Annotated in this window: 25 protein-coding genes; 11 read left to right on the top strand and 14 right to left on the bottom strand. The window is 56.6% G+C overall.

The features are described from left to right. Window positions 1-142: 142 nt before the first annotated feature. Window positions 143-2257 (bottom strand): prolyl oligopeptidase family serine peptidase, encoded by a 2115-nt coding sequence (locus tag JAO29_RS01920; RefSeq protein WP_334266481.1) that lies wholly within the window; start codon window positions 2255-2257, stop codon window positions 143-145. A 241-nt stretch (window positions 2258-2498) separates the two neighbouring features. Between JAO29_RS01920 and JAO29_RS01915 the strand changes: the two genes are divergently transcribed. Then, window positions 2499-3485 carry a VWA domain-containing protein gene (locus JAO29_RS01915; RefSeq protein ID WP_334266480.1) on the top strand — a complete coding sequence of 329 codons (987 nt, stop codon included), beginning with the start codon at window positions 2499-2501 and terminating at the stop codon, window positions 3483-3485. Between the two features lie 85 nt (window positions 3486-3570). Here JAO29_RS01915 and JAO29_RS01910 read toward each other — a convergent pair whose 3' ends face one another. Both JAO29_RS01910 and JAO29_RS01905 read right to left on the bottom strand, forming a co-directional pair. Then, complete coding sequence (locus JAO29_RS01910) at window positions 3571-3963, bottom strand: LysM peptidoglycan-binding domain-containing protein (RefSeq protein ID WP_334266479.1); 393 nt, start codon at window positions 3961-3963, stop codon at window positions 3571-3573. 84 nt (window positions 3964-4047) lie between these two features. Further along, window positions 4048-4452, bottom strand: a complete 405-nt coding sequence (locus JAO29_RS01905; protein ID WP_334266478.1) for a YidB family protein — start codon at window positions 4450-4452, stop codon at window positions 4048-4050. A gap of 203 nt (window positions 4453-4655) precedes the next feature. Here JAO29_RS01905 and JAO29_RS01900 point away from each other — a divergent pair, with 203 nt between their 5' ends. Beyond that, a complete protein-coding gene (locus JAO29_RS01900; RefSeq protein ID WP_334266477.1) occupies window positions 4656-5054 on the top strand; it encodes a RidA family protein in 399 nt (132 codons plus the stop codon). 70 nt (window positions 5055-5124) lie between these two features. Beyond that, entirely contained in the window at window positions 5125-5535 is a 411-nt protein-coding gene (msrB, locus tag JAO29_RS01895) for a peptide-methionine (R)-S-oxide reductase MsrB (RefSeq protein ID WP_334266476.1), read from the top strand. A gap of 142 nt (window positions 5536-5677) precedes the next feature. Here the strand turns inward: msrB and rpmB are convergent, their stop codons facing one another. Both rpmB and JAO29_RS01885 read right to left on the bottom strand, forming a co-directional pair. After that, window positions 5678-5866 carry a 50S ribosomal protein L28 gene (gene rpmB, locus JAO29_RS01890; RefSeq protein ID WP_334266475.1) on the bottom strand — a complete coding sequence of 63 codons (189 nt, stop codon included), beginning with the start codon at window positions 5864-5866 and terminating at the stop codon, window positions 5678-5680. Between the two features lie 268 nt (window positions 5867-6134). Further along, window positions 6135-6689 (bottom strand): DinB family protein, encoded by a 555-nt coding sequence (locus JAO29_RS01885; protein ID WP_334266474.1) that lies wholly within the window; start codon window positions 6687-6689, stop codon window positions 6135-6137. Window positions 6690-6774: 85 nt separating this feature from the next. Between JAO29_RS01885 and JAO29_RS01880 the strand changes: the two genes are divergently transcribed. The 3 genes from JAO29_RS01880 to JAO29_RS01870 all read left to right on the top strand — a co-directional run bounded on the left by JAO29_RS01880 (window position 6775) and on the right by JAO29_RS01870 (window position 8571). Next, window positions 6775-7161 (top strand): MliC family protein, encoded by a 387-nt coding sequence (locus JAO29_RS01880; RefSeq protein WP_334266473.1) that lies wholly within the window; start codon window positions 6775-6777, stop codon window positions 7159-7161. A 66-nt stretch (window positions 7162-7227) separates the two neighbouring features. Next, a complete protein-coding gene (locus JAO29_RS01875; protein WP_334266472.1) occupies window positions 7228-8079 on the top strand; it encodes an SCO family protein in 852 nt (283 codons plus the stop codon). A 123-nt stretch (window positions 8080-8202) separates the two neighbouring features. Further along, entirely contained in the window at window positions 8203-8571 is a 369-nt protein-coding gene (locus tag JAO29_RS01870) for a hypothetical protein (RefSeq protein ID WP_334266471.1), read from the top strand. 80 nt (window positions 8572-8651) lie between these two features. Here JAO29_RS01870 and JAO29_RS01865 read toward each other — a convergent pair whose 3' ends face one another. From JAO29_RS01865 to JAO29_RS01850, 4 genes are all read right to left on the bottom strand, one after another. Further along, window positions 8652-9191 carry a hypothetical protein gene (locus tag JAO29_RS01865; protein WP_334266470.1) on the bottom strand — a complete coding sequence of 180 codons (540 nt, stop codon included), beginning with the start codon at window positions 9189-9191 and terminating at the stop codon, window positions 8652-8654. Between the two features lie 363 nt (window positions 9192-9554). Next, window positions 9555-9839 (bottom strand): hypothetical protein, encoded by a 285-nt coding sequence (locus tag JAO29_RS01860; protein ID WP_334266469.1) that lies wholly within the window; start codon window positions 9837-9839, stop codon window positions 9555-9557. Window positions 9840-10007: 168 nt separating this feature from the next. Beyond that, the gene (locus JAO29_RS01855; RefSeq protein WP_334266468.1) at window positions 10008-10727 is read right to left on the bottom strand and encodes a hypothetical protein; all 720 of its coding nucleotides are present in this window, start codon (window positions 10725-10727) and stop codon (window positions 10008-10010) included. Window positions 10728-10941: 214 nt separating this feature from the next. Next, window positions 10942-11289, bottom strand: a complete 348-nt coding sequence (locus JAO29_RS01850) for a hypothetical protein (protein ID WP_334266467.1) — start codon at window positions 11287-11289, stop codon at window positions 10942-10944. 147 nt (window positions 11290-11436) lie between these two features. Here JAO29_RS01850 and JAO29_RS01845 point away from each other — a divergent pair, with 147 nt between their 5' ends. Together JAO29_RS01845 and JAO29_RS01840 are read left to right on the top strand one after the other, a co-directional pair. Next, entirely contained in the window at window positions 11437-11667 is a 231-nt protein-coding gene (locus JAO29_RS01845) for a hypothetical protein (RefSeq protein ID WP_334266466.1), read from the top strand. Next, a complete protein-coding gene (locus JAO29_RS01840) occupies window positions 11664-11999 on the top strand; it encodes an EthD family reductase (protein ID WP_334266465.1) in 336 nt (111 codons plus the stop codon). Before JAO29_RS01845 ends, JAO29_RS01840 begins: the two co-directional genes overlap by 4 nt. A gap of 351 nt (window positions 12000-12350) precedes the next feature. On the opposite strand, the gene JAO29_RS01835 is transcribed toward JAO29_RS01840, so the two are convergent. After that, complete coding sequence (locus JAO29_RS01835) at window positions 12351-12698, bottom strand: STAS domain-containing protein (protein WP_334266464.1); 348 nt, start codon at window positions 12696-12698, stop codon at window positions 12351-12353. A 104-nt stretch (window positions 12699-12802) separates the two neighbouring features. Between JAO29_RS01835 and JAO29_RS01830 the strand changes: the two genes are divergently transcribed. The 3 genes from JAO29_RS01830 (at window position 12803) to JAO29_RS01820 (ending at window position 14705) form a co-directional block, all read left to right on the top strand. Continuing rightward, complete coding sequence (locus JAO29_RS01830; RefSeq protein ID WP_334266463.1) at window positions 12803-13309, top strand: PEP-CTERM sorting domain-containing protein; 507 nt, start codon at window positions 12803-12805, stop codon at window positions 13307-13309. A gap of 90 nt (window positions 13310-13399) precedes the next feature. Next, the gene (locus tag JAO29_RS01825; protein WP_334266462.1) at window positions 13400-13801 is read left to right on the top strand and encodes a helix-hairpin-helix domain-containing protein; all 402 of its coding nucleotides are present in this window, start codon (window positions 13400-13402) and stop codon (window positions 13799-13801) included. A 343-nt stretch (window positions 13802-14144) separates the two neighbouring features. After that, a complete protein-coding gene (locus JAO29_RS01820; protein WP_334266461.1) occupies window positions 14145-14705 on the top strand; it encodes a hypothetical protein in 561 nt (186 codons plus the stop codon). 79 nt (window positions 14706-14784) lie between these two features. On the opposite strand, the gene JAO29_RS01815 is transcribed toward JAO29_RS01820, so the two are convergent. From JAO29_RS01815 to glmS, 4 genes are read right to left on the bottom strand one after another with little or no spacing between them, the layout of a single operon-like run. Beyond that, window positions 14785-16254: a caspase family protein gene (locus JAO29_RS01815; RefSeq protein WP_334266460.1), complete on the bottom strand. Its 1470-nt coding sequence runs from the start codon at window positions 16252-16254 to the stop codon at window positions 14785-14787. A 17-nt stretch (window positions 16255-16271) separates the two neighbouring features. Further along, window positions 16272-16886, bottom strand: a complete 615-nt coding sequence (locus JAO29_RS01810) for a hypothetical protein (RefSeq protein ID WP_334266459.1) — start codon at window positions 16884-16886, stop codon at window positions 16272-16274. Between the two features lie 8 nt (window positions 16887-16894). Further along, window positions 16895-17311, bottom strand: coding sequence for an SIS domain-containing protein (locus JAO29_RS01805; RefSeq protein WP_334266602.1), 417 nt, complete (start codon window positions 17309-17311; stop codon window positions 16895-16897). Continuing rightward, entirely contained in the window at window positions 17236-19077 is a 1842-nt protein-coding gene (glmS, locus tag JAO29_RS01800) for a glutamine--fructose-6-phosphate transaminase (isomerizing) (protein ID WP_334266458.1), read from the bottom strand. The genes JAO29_RS01805 and glmS overlap by 76 nt, the downstream gene beginning before the upstream one ends. Window positions 19078-19091: the final 14 nt, after the last annotated feature.

Below are 19091 nucleotides of genomic sequence, written 5' to 3'. Positions count from 1 at the left end.
CGGGGTTACATCATCAACAACTCCTAAACCGGACGCCGCGAAGTTTCATCCTCACTTCACTCCATTCATTGGACGCCTGAGGCGAGAGAGCGATACGAAATTTACGATCGCTCATCAAGCACATGCAGACGCGAGCGTGGTCTCAGTCAGAATCCGCCGGCAGATATGGCTGAATGGCAAACTGCAGCGACAGAAAGGAGAGCTGGTCAACGATGATCTCCACGCGCTTGGTAAGTGGCATTCCTGCTCCGTGACCGGCTCGTGTTTCTATACGGATTAGCACTGGTCTTTCTCCAGCCTGTGCGGCCTGCATGGCAGCGGCAAATTTGAAGCTGTGTGCGGGAAACACCCGGTCGTCATGGTCTCCTGTGGTGATGAGAGTCGCGGGGTAGGAGACTCCGGACCTGAGGTTGTGCAGGGGAGAGTAACGATAGATGGCCTGGAACTCGGCTTCGTCTTCGCTTGGCGCACCGTAGTCCGTCTTCCATGCCCAACCGATGGTGAACTTGTCGAAGCGCAGCATATCCATTACTCCGACCGAGGCGATCGCAGCGCCGAACAGATCGGGCCTCTGGATCTCGCAGGCAGCAACCAGCAGCCCTCCATTGCTTCCTCCTGAGATTCCGATCTTCGAGGGGCATGTGTAGTGATTCGCGATCAGCCACTCTGCCGCTGCGATAAAGTCGTCAAAGACATTCTGCTTCTGAAGCCTGGTACCTGCCAGGTGCCAGTCCTCCCCATACTCCCCTCCACCGCGCAGGCTGGGCTGGGCATAGATGCCTCCCATCTCCATCCAGAGCAGGTTGCCGGCGGAAAATTCCGGCAGCAGTGAGACGTTGAAGCCGCCGTAGCCATAAAGCAAGGTGGGGTTAGCGCCATTCCGTTGCAGGCCTTTTTTATAGCTCAGAAACATGGGGACGCGAGTGCCGTCTTTGCTGGTGTAGAAGATCTGCTGGGTCTCGTAATTGCCCGGATCGAAACTCAATTGCGGTTGACGGAAGATGGTCGAGCGGCGCCTCTTCATGTCCAGCCGGTAGATCGTCGCTGGCCTGGTGAAGTTGCTGAACTGGTAGAAGGTCTCCTTATCGGTCCGCCTTCCGCCAAAGCCGGAGACAGTGCCGATAGCGGGGAGCGTGAGCCGTTCCAGCAGATCTCCATCCCGCGCATGTAGCTTCACCATGCTTTGCGCATCGGCAAGATAGTTGGCGATCAATATCTCGTCGACCATGCTTACACTGTCGAGATTGTTGCTGGTCTCTGCGATGACGGTCTTCCACTTCTCGCGAGCTGGATCTCTCAGATCGACCTGGACCACGCGCCCGTTGGGAGCCTCGAAGGTTGTATGGATCCAGAACAAGGTTCCGTCATTGTCGATGGGAGAGTAGACCGCATCTGCCAGGGAGACCACTTCAACGGCCGGAGCGTCCAGATCTTCGAGATCCTTGATTGAAAGCTGGTTGTTCGGGCTTGATCCCTTGGTCTGATAGATGATCAGGTAGCGGCCGTCGTCGGTGACAGCCGCACCGACGTTCATCTCCCTGTCGTCCGGACGATGAAAGACGAGCCTGTCTTCACTCTGGGGTGTTCCGAGCTTATGGAAGAAGATCTTGTGGAAGTAGTTCGTCGCCTTGAGTGCATCTGTCTCGGGTGCGTCGTAGCCTTCGTAAAAGAAGCCGGAGCCATCCTTCAGCCATGACGCGGAGCTGAACTTGGACCATGCGACTACATCCGGTAGATCCACCCCAGTGGCCACCTCGCGTACGTGCCACTTCACCCAGTCGGAGCCCGCATCGGCGATGGAGTAGGCCGCAAGGCGGCCGTCCTCCGAGATGCTGAGCCCGCTGATCGCGACGGTGCCATCTTCCGACATCGTATTTGCATCCAGCAGCACATTCGGTGCTCCATCCAGCTCCTCAGTCCAGTACAGGACGCTTTGGTTCTGCAGGCCGGTATTGTGCCAATAGAAATAACGTGTTCCCTTACGCACGGGTGGCGTATAGCGCTCGAAGTTGATCAGGTCCATCAGCCTCCGCTGCAGCGCCTCTCGTCCGGGCACCTTATCCAGAATGCTTCGGGTGAGGAGATTCTCTTCCTCAATCCACGCCTTCACCTCAGGCGAATCGACATCCTCCATCCACCGGTAAGGGTCTTGAACTTTAGTGCCGAAATAGTCGTCGACCTGATCGACCGTCCGGGCTTCGGGATAAGAGAGTGAAGGTGACGTGGAGACTCCGGAGCGATCGTCAGCAAGATTCATTGGGAAACTCATCTCTTGGAAATTGTCGGAATGTTCAAGGCTATGCAGGTAAGCTGGAACCGGATCAAGGGTGCGGTCCTGGTCCATTCTAGTTTGAAAGGAAGGCTTGATGGCCGCCGCTGTGAAGGTTCAGCCGTTCCTGTCTTCGGGATCAGCGCCCGGTTTTGGCGTGTCATGGCAGCTCAATCTTGTCTAAGATGTCGGGTCCGGTCTCTATGCGATCATTCGCGCCACTTGTGGTTTGCTGGTTCGTTCTTCTGTATCCGATGGCTGCACAGCGGCCGGCCCGCCTGCGCCGAAGCAGGACGGTGGATACACACTCAAGGCGCAGGCGAATGTCGTGCTGGTTCCAGTCTCGGTACGTACGAAGCACGGAGAGGTTATCTACGCTCTCCGTGCAGATCAGTTTGTCGTCGAAGATAACGAAGTTCCGCAGACAATTCATCTCGATGAGGATACGGACTCGCTGGGTCTGACGCTGGTTGTGCTGGTGCAGTGCAGCCGGGCGGCTGTTATGCAGTATGCGAATCTCACCGGCCTTTCCACCATGCTCGAAGAGATTGCTGGAGGAGCTCCAAGGCAGATTGCTATCGCAACCTATGGCAAGGAGCCGACACTGCTGGGCGACTTCTCTTCGAATTCGGATGAGACGACAGCGGCGCTCTCACATCTGGAGCCATGCGAAGATTCCGAGGCTGCTACCTTCGATGCTGTGGCCTGGGCCAGCAGCCTGTTGGACGAGCGAAAGGATCACAACCGCCACGCGATTCTTCTCATCAGTGAGACTCGCGATCATGGGAGCCACAAGAAGCCTGCCGATGTGATTGCAGCCTTGGGACAGACGAATACGCTCGTCGACTCTGTCTCGTTCTCGCCGGGCAAAACGGAGATCTTGAATGACCTGAAGTTTGGAGGAGGTTCAGGACCGGTTGGTCTCCTGATGATGGCCGTCAATGCAGCGAAGAAGAATGCGCCACGCACCCTTGCGGCGCTCTCAGGCGGCGAGTACATCAACTTCACGACCCAGAAGGGATTCGACAATGGCCTGCATCAGCTTTCGAATCGAATCCACAACTACTATCTTTTGAGCTTCCAGCCGCAGGCAAGCTCCAATGGCTCTCCGGTCGATGGTTTGCATAGTATTCGCGTTCGTGTGCCGGATTATCCGGATGCAAAGATCGGTTCCCGAGAGAGTTACTTTAGTGGCTCGCTGGATACACCGAACTAGAAGTACAGCAGAAAAGAGAGGCGCTGTCGCAGAAAAGCCGCGACCTTAGGAAGATCACGGCTTTGTGTCGCCTTCTGCGTCGCGTTTAGCTCTGCGGCGGGATGTTGATCTGCTGGCCTGCCTGGATCCGATCGGGATTGGCGATTCCGTTAGCCTTGGCGATCTCACTGTACTTGTTTGGCGTCCCGTAGAACAGTTTGCTGATCTTCGATAGATTGTCGCCGGCTTTGATGGTGTATGGCTGACTGTCTCCGCCCGTGGTAGCAATCTCGTGCTTGAGGTCAGAATAGGTAGGATCGACCTCCTTGATCGAATCCCAGACGCGGTTCGCTACAACCTTTGACGGAACAGTCGCTTTGATGTGCAACTGCTCACCCGCAAGATCCACCGCTTCCACCTTCGCGCCAAACTCCCCGAAGCTGTTGATGGTAGAGATTACGGGGTTGTACTTCTGTTTCAACTGTTCAAGATCCGCCATGCTTTTCATCTCCTGATGGTTGTTCTCGCATCCTGCGATGCATGCAGGGCAGAGAAGTTTTATGTTGTCGTTGGCGTTAGCGAATCAAAGAAACTTTCCGAGCACCTGTTGCGCGAGATTGCCGAAGTTGCCACTCTCCGTAGCTTGTCCGTTTTGCGCGAAGTGGTGGATAAGCATCGGGAGGATAATGGCGAGTGCCGAGGTGACGACGGAGGGAGAGACCCCGGCCTTCTCGGCTGTTGTTTGAATCAGACCGGTTGGCCCCAACCCCTGCTGGACCTGTTCCGGAGTAGCGGTCTGCGCCTGTCCTGTGGCCCAGGCTCCCACGTGGTCTGTCAGCCCGTTTACCTTCAAGCTTTCGAGCACGCCAGCAATGCCTCCAGGGTGCGATGACAGTGCTTCGATAAAGCCGGCGGCAACCTTTGCCTGATCCCCCTGAGCGGCTGCGCCTGATTGGCCCCCTGACTGGATAAAATCAAGAATTCCCATACACTCTCCTTTCAAGAGCTTTCGGGGGTGACGGAAATCGACGGAAATCTAGCCCCGAGAAAATGGCGAACGATCGAACCGCAGGGATCTGCGTTGAAGACAACGCCAGTCCATGAGAGCGACATAGGAGAACTCGGGTTGCTGCAATCCTTGCACAAACCTTCAACTTCAGATCGTAAGCAGCAGGAATTAGACTTGCCTCTATGAGCGATAAGAAAATTGCGGTTTCCACTCAGGCAGCTCCAGCGGCGATCGGCCCTTACTCCCAGGCAATTCGTGTGGGAGATACCCTATATGCCTCCGGCCAGGTTGGTCTTGATCCGGAGACGGGACAGATCGTCGAGGGGGGAGTTGAGCAGCAGACAGTTCGCGTCTTCGAAAACATCAAGGCCGTACTGACGGAAGCTGGCCTGGGATTTGCTAACGTCGTCAAGACAACGGTGTTTCTCAAGAACATGTCAGACTTTGCTGCGATGAACGCCATCTATGCCACGTATTTAGCGCCCGAAGGAGTCGTTCCTCCAGCACGCTCGACCGTTGCTGTTGCGGCCCTTCCCAAAGACGCACTGGTCGAGGTAGAGATCGTGGCGCGGGATCTCTGAGAAGCGGTGTGACCCGGCGGGGTGACCTCGGCGGGTCGAAGTCATCTAATATATAGAAAGGAATTCTGCCATGCCTGAGTCTGCGAATCCGGAAAAGATCCATAAAACAGAGGCTGAGTGGCGCGAGCTGCTGACGCCTCAGCAGTTTCATGTCATGCGCGAGAAGGGGACCGAAAAGCCCTTTACCGGCGCCCTGCTGAACAACCACGAGTCGGGGGTCTATCACTGCGGCTCCTGCAATGCGCCCCTCTTCACATCCGACAAGAAGTTCGATTCGGGAAGCGGCTGGCCGAGCTTCTGGCTGCCTGTCTCAGACGATGCCGTCGAAGCGACTGAGGATTTGACCCATGGGATGCGAAGGATCGAAGTTACCTGCGCAAAGTGCGGCGCGCACCTGGGACACCTCTTCCCGGATGGCCCCAATCCTACCGGGATGCGTTACTGCATCAACAGCGCATCCCTCGGATTCGAAAAGCGTTAGAACTGTCTTAAAGTCATTTTAAAGAATTGAGAGCAATTCGAGCTTGTCGATTATCCAAACAAACAGGGCAAAGCCCCAGTCCACACTAAGTGGCTGGGGCAATTGCTTTTAGGGCCTGGATTGGGATTCCCGGAAGGGAAGCTTAGGCCTTTACGATCTTGCCGGTCTTGATGCAGCTGGTGCACACGCGGACGCGCTTGCTGGTGCCCTCGACAACGGCCTTGACCGACTGCAGGTTGACGTTCCAGCGTCGGCGGGTGGTGTTGTGGGCGTGGGAGATGTTGTTGCCGAACTGCGGGCCCTTGCCGCAGAGTTCACATTTTTGCGCCATGTCTTACTCCAATCTCTTAGTCACAGATTCTTCCGCGAGCAGGGCATCCCTCCCCGATAAGGGATGGAATCTTTCCTGAATTCCGGGGCTTATAGCGTTCCGGCTGCGGAGGTAGCGTGCTCAATCAACCAGCCACGCCTTTGAATCTGCAGATAACTCACAAAATCTCGCGCTTACAGGAACCGAACTCATCCTGCAGACGCTGGTACTTCATTATAGCAAAGAACCTCTGAAGAGACTCCCCTTCCTGCCCCTGTTTCTCGGACTGCTAGGCAGGGGAGCTATGGCCATCGCACTGGAGAACCCCTAGATAGGCGATCCACGGTCCCACCGCGTCCCGATACTGATGGGCGAGGATCCTCGAGATCTGATGAAGGTGGGTCAGGTCGTGGACTGCCCAGGTAGCAAGCAGCTGAGCCAGCGATACCGGTCCGAAGGCCGGATGAAGCCCTTGTAGCCCAAAATCTGCTTCAGTCAGACCAAGAGATTCAAGCTCCGCAAGATTTGCGGTGCGCAGGCGTGAGAACTCGTCCAGGAGCTGAGACAGCGTTCTCTGCTGACCCTCACGCTGCTGCCCGGTCCGGTCGACGGGACGGAATGCAGGAACGTCAGAGCTGTTGCGGCCGGACAGGATAAGTCTCACTCTTACCATCCAGTCAGTGCGCTCGCAGTACCCCAGGTGCCCGATAACGTCGTAGACGGTCCAGGTGCCGTTTCCTTCACTCCGGTGAGTCCATGTTTCAGAAAGTCCACTGAGCTGTGCCTTCAGAGCACCAGGAGTATTGCTAAGAAGAGCGATCGTCTGCTGCAGATCATGGGTCATGGAATTGCCTCGAGCGTTTTAGATTGTCCAGACAGCCGTCTGGCCGGTAAAAATGACAATGAATATTCCGAATTGAGGGGGAGCGATGGCGAAGACGACATTGCGGATCACGAACATGGCGGCCCTGATGCTCCTCGTCGCACCGGCAGGAGCTACCGATCTCACTCTTCACCTCGCAGGCAACGACCCTGTCAAGCGCAACACGGCGCGTTTCCAGTGCGACGCCCAGGGAGCCAGGATGGGGCTTCCGGCAGGTATCTTTTCCGTCGAATACATCAACGGAGCTGGCAATCACCTGGCTGTGGTACCGGTGAAAGGAAGCTCCATGATCTTCGTTACTGTGCCCTCCGGTTCGGGTGCGAAGTATGCCGCCGAGCAGTGGACGTGGTGGGATGCCGGCACCCGCGGCACCACTTTCGGTTCAGACTTTCCCGGACCGAAGGCCACTTCAAGCTGTCACCAGGTGAAGTAACGGTGATTTCCCCCTCCGGACCCCGAAGCGTAGCATAAGAGAAGAGTCTCCGAGGAGGATGATTGGATGGGATCTCGGCGTTTTGGCGTTCTGGCCATGGTAGGTGTTTTCTTTATAGCGGCCGGTTTGTCAGCGCAGACCAGCAATCAGCCCCTGGGGTCCACCGCGCAGACCCCTCCTAAGTACCTGAAAGATGCAGGGTTGGTGGAACGGCTTAACCAGCCTCTGCCGCTGACTACATCATTTGTGGACGAGACTGGCAAGCAGGTCGCGCTGGCAAGTTTCTTCCAAAAGCGCCCAGTCGCTCTGGCCCTGGTCTACTTCCGGTGCACGATGCTGTGTCCGCAGGTTCTTCATGGAATGGCGGATGCGTTGAAGGGTGTCGGATTCAAGCCAGGCAAGGACTACGACGTCGTTGTGGCCAGCATCGACCCGATGGATACCCCTAAGGATGCGGTCGAAGCGAAGAAGACCTTTCTTGCGGAACTCGGCCAACCTGAGGCGGGCGGCGGCGTTCACTTCCTAACAGGTTCGCAGGAATCCATCACCGCCCTCAGCCAGGCGACCGGGTTTCACTATGTAGCGGTGCCGGGCCCGGATGGAAAGATGGATCAGTTCGCGCACTCGAGCGTCATCATGTTCGCGACTCCGGACGGAAGGATGTCGGAGTATCTCTCCGGGATCGACTACCCTGTGCGCGACGTGCGACTGGCGCTGGTAAATGCTTCGCACCTCAAGATAGCTTCCGCGAAGGATCTCTTCCTGTTGTACTGCTGCAACTACGTTCCGACCTCGGGTAAATACACAGTCGCGGTGCTACGGCTCCTGGCGCTTGCCGCGCTCGTGACCCTGATTGCTATGGCGACCTTCTTCTACTTCCTGGGCCGGAAGCGCGGACACACCGGGATCCCGGTTTAGCCTGAGAGTTCTCCCGATAGGCCGCGCCGGCCTCGTTGAGTGCGGGTTCTACAAACATACAACCACTGATTGGCGAATCCTATCCACCTATCAGGCACGTCATTTTTCTGACGAGGTTGTAATATGTCACTCTCCAAAACAACACAGGACCATGATGAGATTCGCCGCTGGGCAGAGACTCACGGCGCGCAACCAGCCGAGGTTGCCAGTACAGAAAGAAACGGCGATACAGGAATTCTGCGCTTTTGTTTTCCCAAGGCGCCCAATAGAAATGACAGCAATCTTCGTGAGATCTCGTGGGATGAGTTCTTCGAGAAATTCGATGAGAACAATCTGGAGCTTGTATACCAGGAAAAAACAGCGGCCGGGGAGAAGAGCAACTTCAACAAGCTGGTGCACCCCAGCGAAGAAGAGCATTCCAGCAGGAAACAGAAATCCGCCAGCTCCAGCGGAAGTCATAAGAGTCATACGCACAAGAGCAGTGCCGCATAGCACCTGAGGTTTCAAGCAGCTGGAAATGGAGGTCCGGCAGCAGCCGGACCTCATTTACTTGCGTGCGCCGAGTATGTCGGCTATTTGAAAAGATTGAAGACAATACCGGCACGGGCGCTGAAGCTGTGATTCCATTGGTTGCGCCACTCGACTTTTTCACCCGTGTACTCGGCCGGGATGACCTGAAAGCCGATGCCGTGGAAGCTCTTGAGATCGAAGCCGACACCCGCTCGAGCGACAGGGTTCCAGTCAGCGATGTCATTGGCCTTGGTTGTGGTACGCATCTCTCCTCCTTCCCCATAGACAAAGGGAGTGAAGTGCGAGCGAGGTGCGAAGGTGTATCGCGGGCCTGCCGCTAGGAGGAGACGCTTTTCACCTACAACCACTCCGCGCATGTACAGGCTGGTAAAGTCTGCCTGGAAGCCGATGCGGTGGGTGAGGTTTACCTCCGGAACGACGGACCATCCCATGAGGCTGCGATTGCCGACGTAGGGGCTGGTCTGGAACATGTAGTTGTAGTGCATGGCGACGGAGGCGACAGGGGGACGATGCGAGACGGAGCCATTGTTGGTGGTTGCCATCGACTGTCGCTGCGCCGCGGGTTCTGGTGCAGACGGCACGGATGCCGCCGACGAACTCGACACCGTATTGTCCGCGCTTTGTGCCAGGGTTACGTATGGGAGACTTAACAAGAATAAAGCGAGTATTTTGTACATATGCACACCTATTCCATTGCCACTTAAATCTTGATATAAGTGGATTTAAGAGGCAATTGGGTTAGCTTGTACAGATGCCGGTTCCCCTCCATGCGGTTACCCGAAGATGGTCACAAAAGTGGGTTTGGAAAAGATGCAACGGGCAGGTCACTGAGGCCTCTGATCGAAGCCTCGGCGACCTGATGTGGAGGGTGCCGCGTTGCGAAAATTCTTAGACGCAAGACCCATCCCCCAGAAGCGTGAGATGGGCCTTGTTCAGCGCCTGAATTAGATTGCGGCGATGCCGTTGAAGCCGGCTGTCTTCGCGAAATCTCCTGCTTGGCCAAGACTGGTAAGAGACCCATTGTCTTCGATACGAAACATGCCTACGGTTCCGGTTCCCGAATTGAGGGTGTAGAGATAGGTGCCGTCGGAGCTGATAGCGATATCGAGATTGGTGCTTCCAGCTGGATTGTTGCCGACGACGGTTGAGCCGATCGGCGCGAGCGATCCATCTTTGTTGATCGCGAACCGGAGATGGCTCCGTTGGGGTTTGCGCGAGTTCGCCGCCACGATGGATATCGAAGTCGCGCGCCCATGAGAGTTGCGCAGGGTGGAAGGAGTAACAGGCTAATTCTCAGGCAGCCGGTCGGAAGACGAATGTTTGGTGAAAGGAAGGCAACTGTTCTGCGAGGCAATCCGTGAGCAGTGATCCCGCTCTGTGAATGCATCGATTGACAGCTAAGGAGCGATCTTCTGGTAGTCGGAGTTGGCCGTGCGGATCTCCATCCCTTTTCCTGCCGCTTTGAGGTCGGTGCTGGCGGCGTAGTTGGTTCCGTCAGGAAGGCTGGCGAAGGTGACCGCAAGCGTGACGATATCGGTCTTGGGATCGTCCAGGTAGGTGTCGACGTTTATGCTGCGGATCTTCTTGGCCGTTGGGTCGAAGGCGAAGATCATCTTGTCGCCGGGCTTGTAGTAGTCGTTGAGAGCCAGAGTAGTGAGGCCGCCGGAAGGACTGAGGTTGGCGTTGCCGGACTGGAAGCTGTCCTGGATCTTGTCGCGGTTGGGCGGAACGTACTCTCCAATCAGAGCCTTGAGACGGGCTCCGTAATCCTTCATCTCATCGACCTTCTTTTCGACGATTCTTGCCTTCAGTCGGCCGCCGCGCCCTGACTGCTGCTGCGGTTGAGCGGCCGGGGCGCCAACCGGAGTCTTCTGGACCTTGCCGTCGGGACCGTAACGGCAGAGGCTCTGCTCCGTCTTTCTGACCTCGCCCTTGAGGAGGATAGTGGTGTTCTCGGTCCACTGATATTGAGCGAGACGGGCGCGGTTGGAGGCGACGGATTCCTTGAGGTCGGCAACGCGCTTCTGGAGGGCGGCTTTGTCGGGTGTCTGGAACGCCGGGGAAGAGTAGGCGGCGAGAGAGAGGGATAGGACAACTGCTGCGGATCGCAGGCGCATGAAAGCCTCGTTCAGTGGAATGAGAGACGGGGCCGGTGGAAAAGACTATATCGCAACCCGAAGAGCTTGGGGAAGTTTCAATCCGGTAAGTGGCGGGTCGATCGGATGAAGACAATGCGGGCGATCTGCGAGCCTCGATCGCATTCGGATCTCCCGCCTCAGATCTGAACCGAGGACGGTGGACGTGCTTCTTCGCTGAAGACTGCCACTGGAGTTACCTGGGGTAAGCGGAAGCTTCCACGCGGACGATCTTGCACTCGACTTTCTTATTTTGCGAGGACCAGATCTTTGCATTATCTCCATCGATCTCGTAGCGCACGGTCGTTCCGACGACGAAGTCGGTGGCGTTCATGGATTTGCCGGAGTCGGTGCGGCAGGTATAGCTCCTGCCCTCGCTGCTGAAGAACAGATCGTAGGCCTGATGCTTATGGTTCTTGTCTTTCATGCCTGAGGTCTGGAGATCCTTGAGAACGGTCGAGCCCTTGATCTTTTCAGCGAGCGTGGGAAGTGCGGCGAGAGTGCCAAAGAGCGCGAGGACGGCACAGGCGAAGCGTAGGCGCATGGTGTTCCTCCTGCGAGGGATTGTAAATCGACTGGCGGGGAGAACCATCCTGCACATCAGCGAGGTGTTGCGAAGATGGGGCATTTTCAAGATGGGTAAGTGGACGAGCGGCCCGCTTGGCTTCATGATGTTCGGAAGGAGACTTTTATGGCTCTTAGTTTTGCGGCAGATATTCGCCCGCTCTTTCGCGACGAAGACGTGGAGTGCATGCAGGGCATGGGGGTCGATCTCGGTGATCCGGCCTGGATGTGCGTTCCGGAGAATGCGCAGACGGTGTATGAGCGGCTTGCGGATGGCTCGATGCCTCCGGATGAGGTTTGGCCGGCGGACCGAGTGGCGCTCTTCAAGTCGTGGATGGATGCTGGTTATCCGGTATGATTCCGGGCATGACGATTGTGTCGGTTCTCTATCCGCGGAGCAGCGAATCCCGGTTCGATCACGAATATTATCTCGAGAAGCACATGCCGCTGGTGCAGCAGCGATGGACGGGCATGGGGCTGGTGAAGATGGAGTGGATGCGCGGGGTCGCGACGCCGGAGGGCCGCGAGCCGGATTACGAGGTGATTACGCTGCTCACCTTCGGCTCGATGGAGCAGTTCGAGGCGGCGATTGCCTCGTCTGGCGGCGAGATCCTGGGAGATATTCCGAAGTTCACGAATGTGCAGGCTCTGGTCCAGATCAATCAGCCAGTTCCCTGGCCGTCCAAGTAGCTGCCGGGTGACCTAGCTGGTTCAGGACTGGCCTACCCCCTCCCCCTGTTTTGCGCAGAATCTTCAAAGCACAAGGGTTAGGTCCGGACCTCGTGGGTGCATGCCCCTTGGATAGAAAAGCCCGGCGGGTGGCCGGGTTTTTCTGTGTCCCTTATTTAAGCCTAGCAGGGGTGTCAAGAATCTGCGCCTCAGAGAGGGCTCGGGGGCGCGGTTCCAGTGGGGTTCTGTGAGTGCCGAGTGATTTTTTCTTGAGCCCTTGAGTACGGATTCGTGTTTGCGCGAGGACGGCCGCCCCGGGCGACTGAGGCAGCTGATCACGGGTCGGGGCGTCGTTTCCGCTGGCCACCCGGCCTACATGCGGATGTTGTGTTCGCCGGTGATGGTGAAGGCGGGAAGCAGGTTGGTCATGATGAGGAGATCGCGAACCTTCTTGCCGAGGTTGCGGAGCTCGAGGGTGGTTCCGCGGTTCGTGGAGGCGACGTAGATGCGGACGAGGGCTCCGAGACCCATCGAATCCATGTGGGTGAGGTCGGAGAGGTCGAGGATGATGCGCTTGTGGTCGGCGAGAAGGTGCGAGACGGGGACGTGGAGGAGGTCGGTGTAGCCCGCGAGCAGTTTGCCGTGGCAGCGAACGATTACGGTGGCGCCAGAGTGCTCGATGTCGAGGGTCAAGGGTTTTTCGGAAGTGGATTCGAGCATGCTTGCTCCTCGGCAGGGAATTCTACAGGGCGGTCGGTCCGGTTTGATAGACTTTCGCGGGCCCGCTACGACGGTTTGGACATTTATGAAACTCGGAGGAGTTCATGCGTCTTGTTTTGAGAGTTGCTCTTGGGCTGCTGCTCACCACGGTGGCACGAGCTGACAGCTTTACCTACACCTTCCTTGGCCAAAACTTCAACCTTTACGGAACCATGTCCGGAGAACTGATCAGTCCCGGAATCTACCAGGTCACCGGCATGACGGGAGCAATACTTCCCGGTCAGGATCCGCCGCTCAACGAGATCTATGCCCTGCTCTCGCCCGGAGAGTTTAACCACGCGGATAATCTGCTCTTCGCGAACGAGCCCAAGGTCGATGCTTTCGGGATCAATTTCATGATGGGCAGTGGAGTGATTTACGCTCTGACCCACGATCAGATCGGTTACGTCATCCTTGGCTGCGTCAATGGTGGTTGCACTGACATCAGTCAAAACAGAGGCGTCCTCGAGGTGGCCTCGACCGTCCCGGAGCCTTCGTCGCTGTTACTGCTTGCGTCCGGTCTTACTTTGCTGGGCACGCAGATCAGGCGGACGGGATTTGAGCGAGTTTGAGCCTGCTCGAATCCCACATCTCAGAATCGAGATATGGGGCACCCGATTTTGGATGATGAGGCCTGTGGCCGCCCCATACAGAGGGGGTGGATGGGCAGTCCGGTGAAAGGGGCTGCCCGCAGGCTTCGTGGGGTGCATCTCACATGCATGGTCAAGTTTGTTTCGATGGCGATGCTGGTCGTGTTGCTGGCCGGGTGCTCCCCGAGCCATACCGATTCGCTCGAGCGGCACACTGCGGATGCGACGGCTGCGGCGAAGAGGAGTGCGGGCGCGATTGCCCGCGGTGTGGCCGAAGGGCTGGTGAGGAAGGGGCCGGTGGACATCAATTCGGCTTCGGCGTCTGAGCTCGGGCGGCTCCCCGGGGTGACGTCGGAGCAGGCAGGGAAGATCATCGAACACAGGCCGTATAAGTCGACGCGTGACCTGGTGCGCAGACACGTGCTGTCGAAGGATGAGTTCGACCGCGTGAAGAGCCAGATCTTTGTGAAGTGAAGGGTGGGGAGGGTACCTCAGCGGCTAAAGTCGCGTTCCTGAGGGGTTCTGTGGCATCCATTCGACTGCGCTCAGGACAGGCTCTGAAGCCTTGCCCGTAACGAGGCGGTTCGAGCTTTGCCCGAATGCCCATTCATGCGATAAGACCGCATCAAGGGGGCACCCGCGGTGGGCGGGTTTTTATGTATGGGCCACGCGCCACCCGAGGTATGGGTTGGTTGGGGATGTATGAGCCACCCGCACCGAAGATGGGAGATCCGATCTATGCGCGGATCCAACTGTGGGCCACCCGTCGAGTAATTTATGTGGGGCCAAGCGTCTTACGTATTACAATCCCACCTCTATGAAAAATGACCCTTTACATAAGCTGCCTGCACGAAGTATGCAGGATTTGGCCCTTCAAGATGATGTTACTCGACCTGATTTCGAGCTTGGACAGCATGATCTGGAGTTGAGTAAAGAACTGACTCGATTATCGTTTCTCGGGATTGCAGGTTATGGCTTTCTTATTAAGGAAGTGGTGCTTAGGGGCGACGTCGAATTACGTGCACTGGTATCTACGAAGTGGTTCACGGTACCGGGCGTCATTTTGTTAGGAATTGCGGCCGGGTCTTCTCTCTGGCATGCTCAAACGGCAACTCACTGCTTAGATTTGCAAGTTGAGATATGCCGGCTCCTCCAACGCAAAACTAACGATGGTTGGGAACCGGAAGAGCGAAGCCAGAATGACGAAGACTTAGGGACGAGACGGAATGAACAAAGCAAAGTCATAAAAAAGAAAAGATTACTGTTAGGTATCGCAGTTTGGGCGCTCATTTTGGGTGGACTGATCGTTGCCGCGGATTTCGGTTGGATACTATTAGCGAAATCTCTAGGTTCCGATATGGGCTACCCGCCCGAATGATCCGATCATGCGATGAGACCGCATGATCGGGCACCCGAGGTATGGGTTTGGTTTTATGTATGGGCCACCTGCCCATGTCTTAGTTGCGAGGGGGGGCCATAAGCCGTTTCTCGTTTTCAGAGGGTTTGTAGTAATTCGGCTGATGTTGCATTTCCAAAACCCTTTTGTATCTATTTCGTAGGATGCCTAACGAGCTACATAAGCCTTGAACCTGCCAATACTGCGCAGGTGATTTGATTAAGGCAGTGTTATCGATTGTGCCGGGCGGGATGCTATCTGAGTTTGGTACTGCTTCCATGAGCGTGAAGTAAGCTTTAGCGAAGTTGTCACGATAGATCAGGTTCCACCATTCCATCTGTCGAGCATAAAACCTGCTTTTCTCTGACTCCAGAAAAGCTTGACGTCTTTTGCGTAAATTACTATCAGGAGGCTCATGAGAAATGACATTAATGTCATCCATGATGGCTTCATCCGATCTCAAGCGCATCTCTGTATGTTCCAAGAAGTGATCACATTGCTTAATGGCTCCATCGGCTTCAAGCAGTATCTCGTCAGAGGATCCGTAATCCTCATCGGAATCAAGATTGGTCAAAGGTTTAGCTGGTCTGTCCTCCATTGATCTTTCTAGATCTAGTTCCAAGTTGTTTCTCATCCCCTTCGGGGATGCGTGTGATATGACCAATTGAAATGCCCGGAATCCCGATAGGTGAGCATCCGGTTCTTGTTTGTAGCCACCTTTCATAGCCATTGTCGGAACTTGCGCTTGCACTGTTTCAACAAGGTTTCCTAAAGTGACATTGCCATCCTGATCCGCCGCAGCGCCCTCTAGCGCTTCCGCAACTGCCTCCGTAAAATATCCAATGTCGTGCTTCGAATGGTCAACATACGCTCGCTGACCGTCAGATGCTGCGTAGAAAAGAAGACTCGCTTCAATCCCATCGTTGTGGGCATGGAAATCAAAATCTTTTTTATATGCCTTACTAAATGTGTTGTTCTCGGCAGATTTTGACGATTGAGGAGAATTCCGGCAAGAATCAAGAAGGATAATCACTTGCCTGATATTTGTAGAAGCGATGCGTTCCCGAACCATCTCTACAGGTAGCGAAGTGTCTTCAAGTAAATCGAAGTCCGTTGTCCAGACCGCATTCTTGGGTAACAAGAAAGCACGCGAAATCCCCTTCCGGTCTGTCGATACAACGCCATGGCCGCTAAACATGAATAGAAGAAGGCTGTTCGGGGGTGCGGTGGTCTTTATTCTGGATATCGCTTGCAGGATGACGTTCTTATCGGGCCATGTTGCTCTAGGCCCAGAACTAGAGAGTACGGTGATATTGTTTTCAGGAAATTTCGCATATTTAATCAAAGCTTGCCGCAACAGGTAGGTGTCGTTGGTTGGCCCGCTCAGTTCGGTTATATCTCTACTGTCATATTTGTCCACGCCTACTAAAATGGCATAGCGATTATCATCAGCCGTCTTCGACCGCTTCGGGGATGTAGGATCATCGGAGGCTAAGCAGTTGAGCGTTGCAATCAGAACAAAATAGGTCACGAATCGAACGCAGATTGTCATTTGACTAGATTGCCGCAAGGTCTTTGTGTCGTAGAAGATGTGATTTGATCCCACGTCTGCCAAGCAGTTGCGTTTCTGAAACTCTTGGCCGCATTAGTCCGATTCTCTAGCTTTTCCTTCCTGATTTCATTCCAGATCTTAATGCCAAGGTCTGTTAGCGAGGAAAGCGCAGGTAAAAGAGCCTTCGATTCGCCGTTTGTCTTTTCGTCGACAAAGTTAACAAACTTCTCGGCATTTTGAGATGCCGCGGTAGCCTTGATGGTGTACAAGGAGTCGTGATCGATATGTTTGCTGTCGCCCTTCTCGATTGCGGCAGCTACGTATTCGTCCCAGCCGGAATATGCGGAGTAAGCAGCGGCGTACAGCTTGAATGCTTTGAGGCACTCAGGACTTCCAGCGGCTAATGTTTTGTGCGCAAGACGAACATACTCCGAAGTCAGCGTCCTGGATTCAACTATTTTGGATTGAGTTTCCTCGATTGGCATTGAGGATGTTTTAGAATCCATTGTTGCGGACAAAGGCGCAAAAGAAACAAACAGTAAAGCATGCAGAATAGTCATCTTAGCTATGATCATGATCAGCAAGATATAGCCGTCGAGGTCTAACTTCAATCACATTATTATTCCACTGTTACACTCTTCGCCAAATTCCTAGGCTGGTCCACGTCGCAGCCTCTTCTTACGGCTATGTGGTAGGCGAGGAGTTGTAGCGGGACTACTTCGAGGATGGGTAGGAGTAGCTCGGGGGCCTGGGGGATGTAGATGGTGTGCTCGACGAGCTGCTGGATCTCGTGGTCGCCCTGGATGGCGATAGCGATGACTCGGCCGCTGCGGGCGGTGACCTCCTGAATGTTCGAGAGGGTCTTTTCGTACTTGAGGACGCTGGCGGGGTCGTCGGGGTCCTTGGTGGCGATGCAGACGACGGGGAGCGACTCGTCGATGAGGGCGTTGGGGCCGTGCTTCATCTCGCCTGCGGGGTAGCCTTCGGCGTGGATGTAGGAGATCTCCTTGAGCTTGAGGGCGCCTTCGAGGGCGATGGGGTAGTGGATTCCGCGGCCGAGGAAGAGGAAGTCGTGCGCGCCGTGGAAGAGGCGGGCGAGGTTCTGGCACTGCTCGTCGAGGGATGGGCGCGGGCGGCGGCGGCGATCGGGGCCGGTCCAGATGTGGGTGAAGGGCTGGGTGGATGCAGTTGACCGCAGATCCTTCGACTTCGCTGCGCTTCGCTCAGGATGACACTTTCACCATCTCTCTCTGATCCGTTGGGATGGACGCCGGAAGGTTGTGCGCCCGTCGTTGACTGGCTGCCGGTCGCGGTGGGGGCGGCGACGCCTTCGGACATTCCGGTGGTGTTGGGGCGGTTGAGGGAGAGGAGGGACTCGAGCTTGGAGGGGAGCTTGCCGAGCTCGGTGGTGAGGTGGAGGGACTGGGCGGGGGTGATGGTTCCGCGGGTCTGGGCGAGGTGGAGCGCGAGGATGAAGAGCGCGGTGAGCTGGGAGGTGAAGGCCTTGGTGGAGGCGACTCCGATCTCGGGACCGGCGTTGGTGGTGATGGTTCCTGAGGCGCGGCGGGTGACGGCGGAGCCGACGACGTTGCAGATGGCGAGGGTCTTGGATCCCTTGTCGATGAGCTCGGTCTGGGCGGCGATGGTGTCGGCGGTCTCGCCGGACTGGGTGATGAGCAGGCCGATGGCGTTGGAGTTGGGGATGGGGTCGCGGTAGCGGTACTCGCTGGCGTAGTCGACGTCGACGGGGAGGCGGGCGAGGCGCTCGATCATGAACTTTCCGGCGAGCCCGGCGTGCCAGGAGGTTCCGCAGGCGGCGATGGTGATCTGGGTGGCGCGGCGGATGTCGTCGTCGGAGAGGGCGAGGTTGTCGAGGAAGACCTGGCCGGTGTCAAAGGAGACGCGGCCGAGGGCGGTGTCGCGGACGGCGCGGGGCTGCTCGTTGATCTCCTTGAGCATGAAGTGCTTGTAGCCGGCCTTTTCGGCCTGGATGGGGTCCCAGGCGATGCGCTGGACTTTTAAGGGCAGGGCTGCGCCCTGGAAGTCCGTAAGGGTGACGCCTTCGCGGGTGAGGACGGCGAGCTCGCCGTCGGCGAGGAAGTGGATGTTGCGGGTGTGGTGGAGGATTCCGGGGACGTCGGAGGCGAGGAAGAACTCGCCCTCGCCGAGGCCGATGACGGCGGGCGGTCCCATGCGGGCGGCGACGAGCTTGTCGGGATCATTCGCGGACATGACGCCGATCGCGAAGGCTCCGGTGAGGCGGTGGACGGCGCGACGTACGGCCTCCTCGAGTGGGATGGGGAGAGAAGCAGGTTTCTCCGCTGCGGCCTCTGTGAGGCCTTCGGTCGAGATGACAGACTTTTGCGCGTCGGCCAGCTCCTGCTCGATGAGGTGGGCGATGATCTCGGTGTCGGTCTCGGTGACGAACTTGTGGCCCTTGGCAGTGAGCTCTTTCTTGAGGGCGAGGTAGTTCTCGACGATGCCGTTGTGGACGACGACGAGGGTGCCGGTGCAGTCGCGATGCGGGTGGGCGTTCTCCTCGGTGGGGCGGCCGTGGGTGGCCCAGCGGGTGTGGCCGATTCCAAAGGAGCCGTGGATGGGATGGTCGGCGATCACGGTCTCGAGATTGCGCAGCTTGCCCGGAGCGCGGCGGAGCTCGAGCGAGCCGTGGCCGTTGGAGCTGGGGCCGCCGGCGACGGCGATGCCCGCGGAGTCATAGCCGCGGTATTCGAGACGGCGCAGGCCTTCGATGATGACAGGCACGACGGGTTTAGGACCAATATAGCCAACGATTCCGCACATGGGATGAGTGTAGA

Source organism: Edaphobacter sp. HDX4 (assembly GCF_036877565.1).
GTDB lineage: Bacteria > Acidobacteriota > Terriglobia > Terriglobales > Acidobacteriaceae > Edaphobacter.
The sequence above is the reverse complement of the archived record's forward strand: the minus strand, read 5'-3'. Positions and strand labels throughout refer to the sequence as shown.

Bases quoted from the DNA above. Each gene is read 5' to 3' on its own strand.
- JAO29_RS01920 (WP_334266481.1), bottom strand. From the start codon at position 2,257: ATGAATCTTGCTGACGATCGCTCCGGAGTCTCCACGTCACCTTCACTC.
- JAO29_RS01910 (WP_334266479.1), bottom strand. From the start codon at position 3,963: ATGGCGGATCTTGAACAGTTGAAACAGAAGTACAACCCCGTAATCTCT.
- JAO29_RS01905 (WP_334266478.1), bottom strand. From the start codon at position 4,452: ATGGGAATTCTTGATTTTATCCAGTCAGGGGGCCAATCAGGCGCAGCC.
- JAO29_RS01900 (WP_334266477.1), top strand. From the start codon at position 4,656: ATGAGCGATAAGAAAATTGCGGTTTCCACTCAGGCAGCTCCAGCGGCG.
- msrB (WP_334266476.1), top strand. From the start codon at position 5,125: ATGCCTGAGTCTGCGAATCCGGAAAAGATCCATAAAACAGAGGCTGAG.
- rpmB (WP_334266475.1), bottom strand. From the start codon at position 5,866: ATGGCGCAAAAATGTGAACTCTGCGGCAAGGGCCCGCAGTTCGGCAAC.
- JAO29_RS01885 (WP_334266474.1), bottom strand. From the start codon at position 6,689: ATGACCCATGATCTGCAGCAGACGATCGCTCTTCTTAGCAATACTCCT.
- JAO29_RS01880 (WP_334266473.1), top strand. From the start codon at position 6,775: ATGGCGAAGACGACATTGCGGATCACGAACATGGCGGCCCTGATGCTC.
- JAO29_RS01875 (WP_334266472.1), top strand. From the start codon at position 7,228: ATGGGATCTCGGCGTTTTGGCGTTCTGGCCATGGTAGGTGTTTTCTTT.
- JAO29_RS01870 (WP_334266471.1), top strand. From the start codon at position 8,203: ATGTCACTCTCCAAAACAACACAGGACCATGATGAGATTCGCCGCTGG.
- JAO29_RS01855 (WP_334266468.1), bottom strand. From the start codon at position 10,727: ATGCGCCTGCGATCCGCAGCAGTTGTCCTATCCCTCTCTCTCGCCGCC.
- JAO29_RS01850 (WP_334266467.1), bottom strand. From the start codon at position 11,289: ATGCGCCTACGCTTCGCCTGTGCCGTCCTCGCGCTCTTTGGCACTCTC.
- JAO29_RS01845 (WP_334266466.1), top strand. From the start codon at position 11,437: ATGGCTCTTAGTTTTGCGGCAGATATTCGCCCGCTCTTTCGCGACGAA.
- JAO29_RS01840 (WP_334266465.1), top strand. From the start codon at position 11,664: ATGATTCCGGGCATGACGATTGTGTCGGTTCTCTATCCGCGGAGCAGC.
- JAO29_RS01835 (WP_334266464.1), bottom strand. From the start codon at position 12,698: ATGCTCGAATCCACTTCCGAAAAACCCTTGACCCTCGACATCGAGCAC.
- JAO29_RS01830 (WP_334266463.1), top strand. From the start codon at position 12,803: ATGCGTCTTGTTTTGAGAGTTGCTCTTGGGCTGCTGCTCACCACGGTG.
- JAO29_RS01825 (WP_334266462.1), top strand. From the start codon at position 13,400: ATGGGCAGTCCGGTGAAAGGGGCTGCCCGCAGGCTTCGTGGGGTGCAT.
- JAO29_RS01820 (WP_334266461.1), top strand. From the start codon at position 14,145: ATGAAAAATGACCCTTTACATAAGCTGCCTGCACGAAGTATGCAGGAT.
- glmS (WP_334266458.1), bottom strand. From the start codon at position 19,077: ATGTGCGGAATCGTTGGCTATATTGGTCCTAAACCCGTCGTGCCTGTC.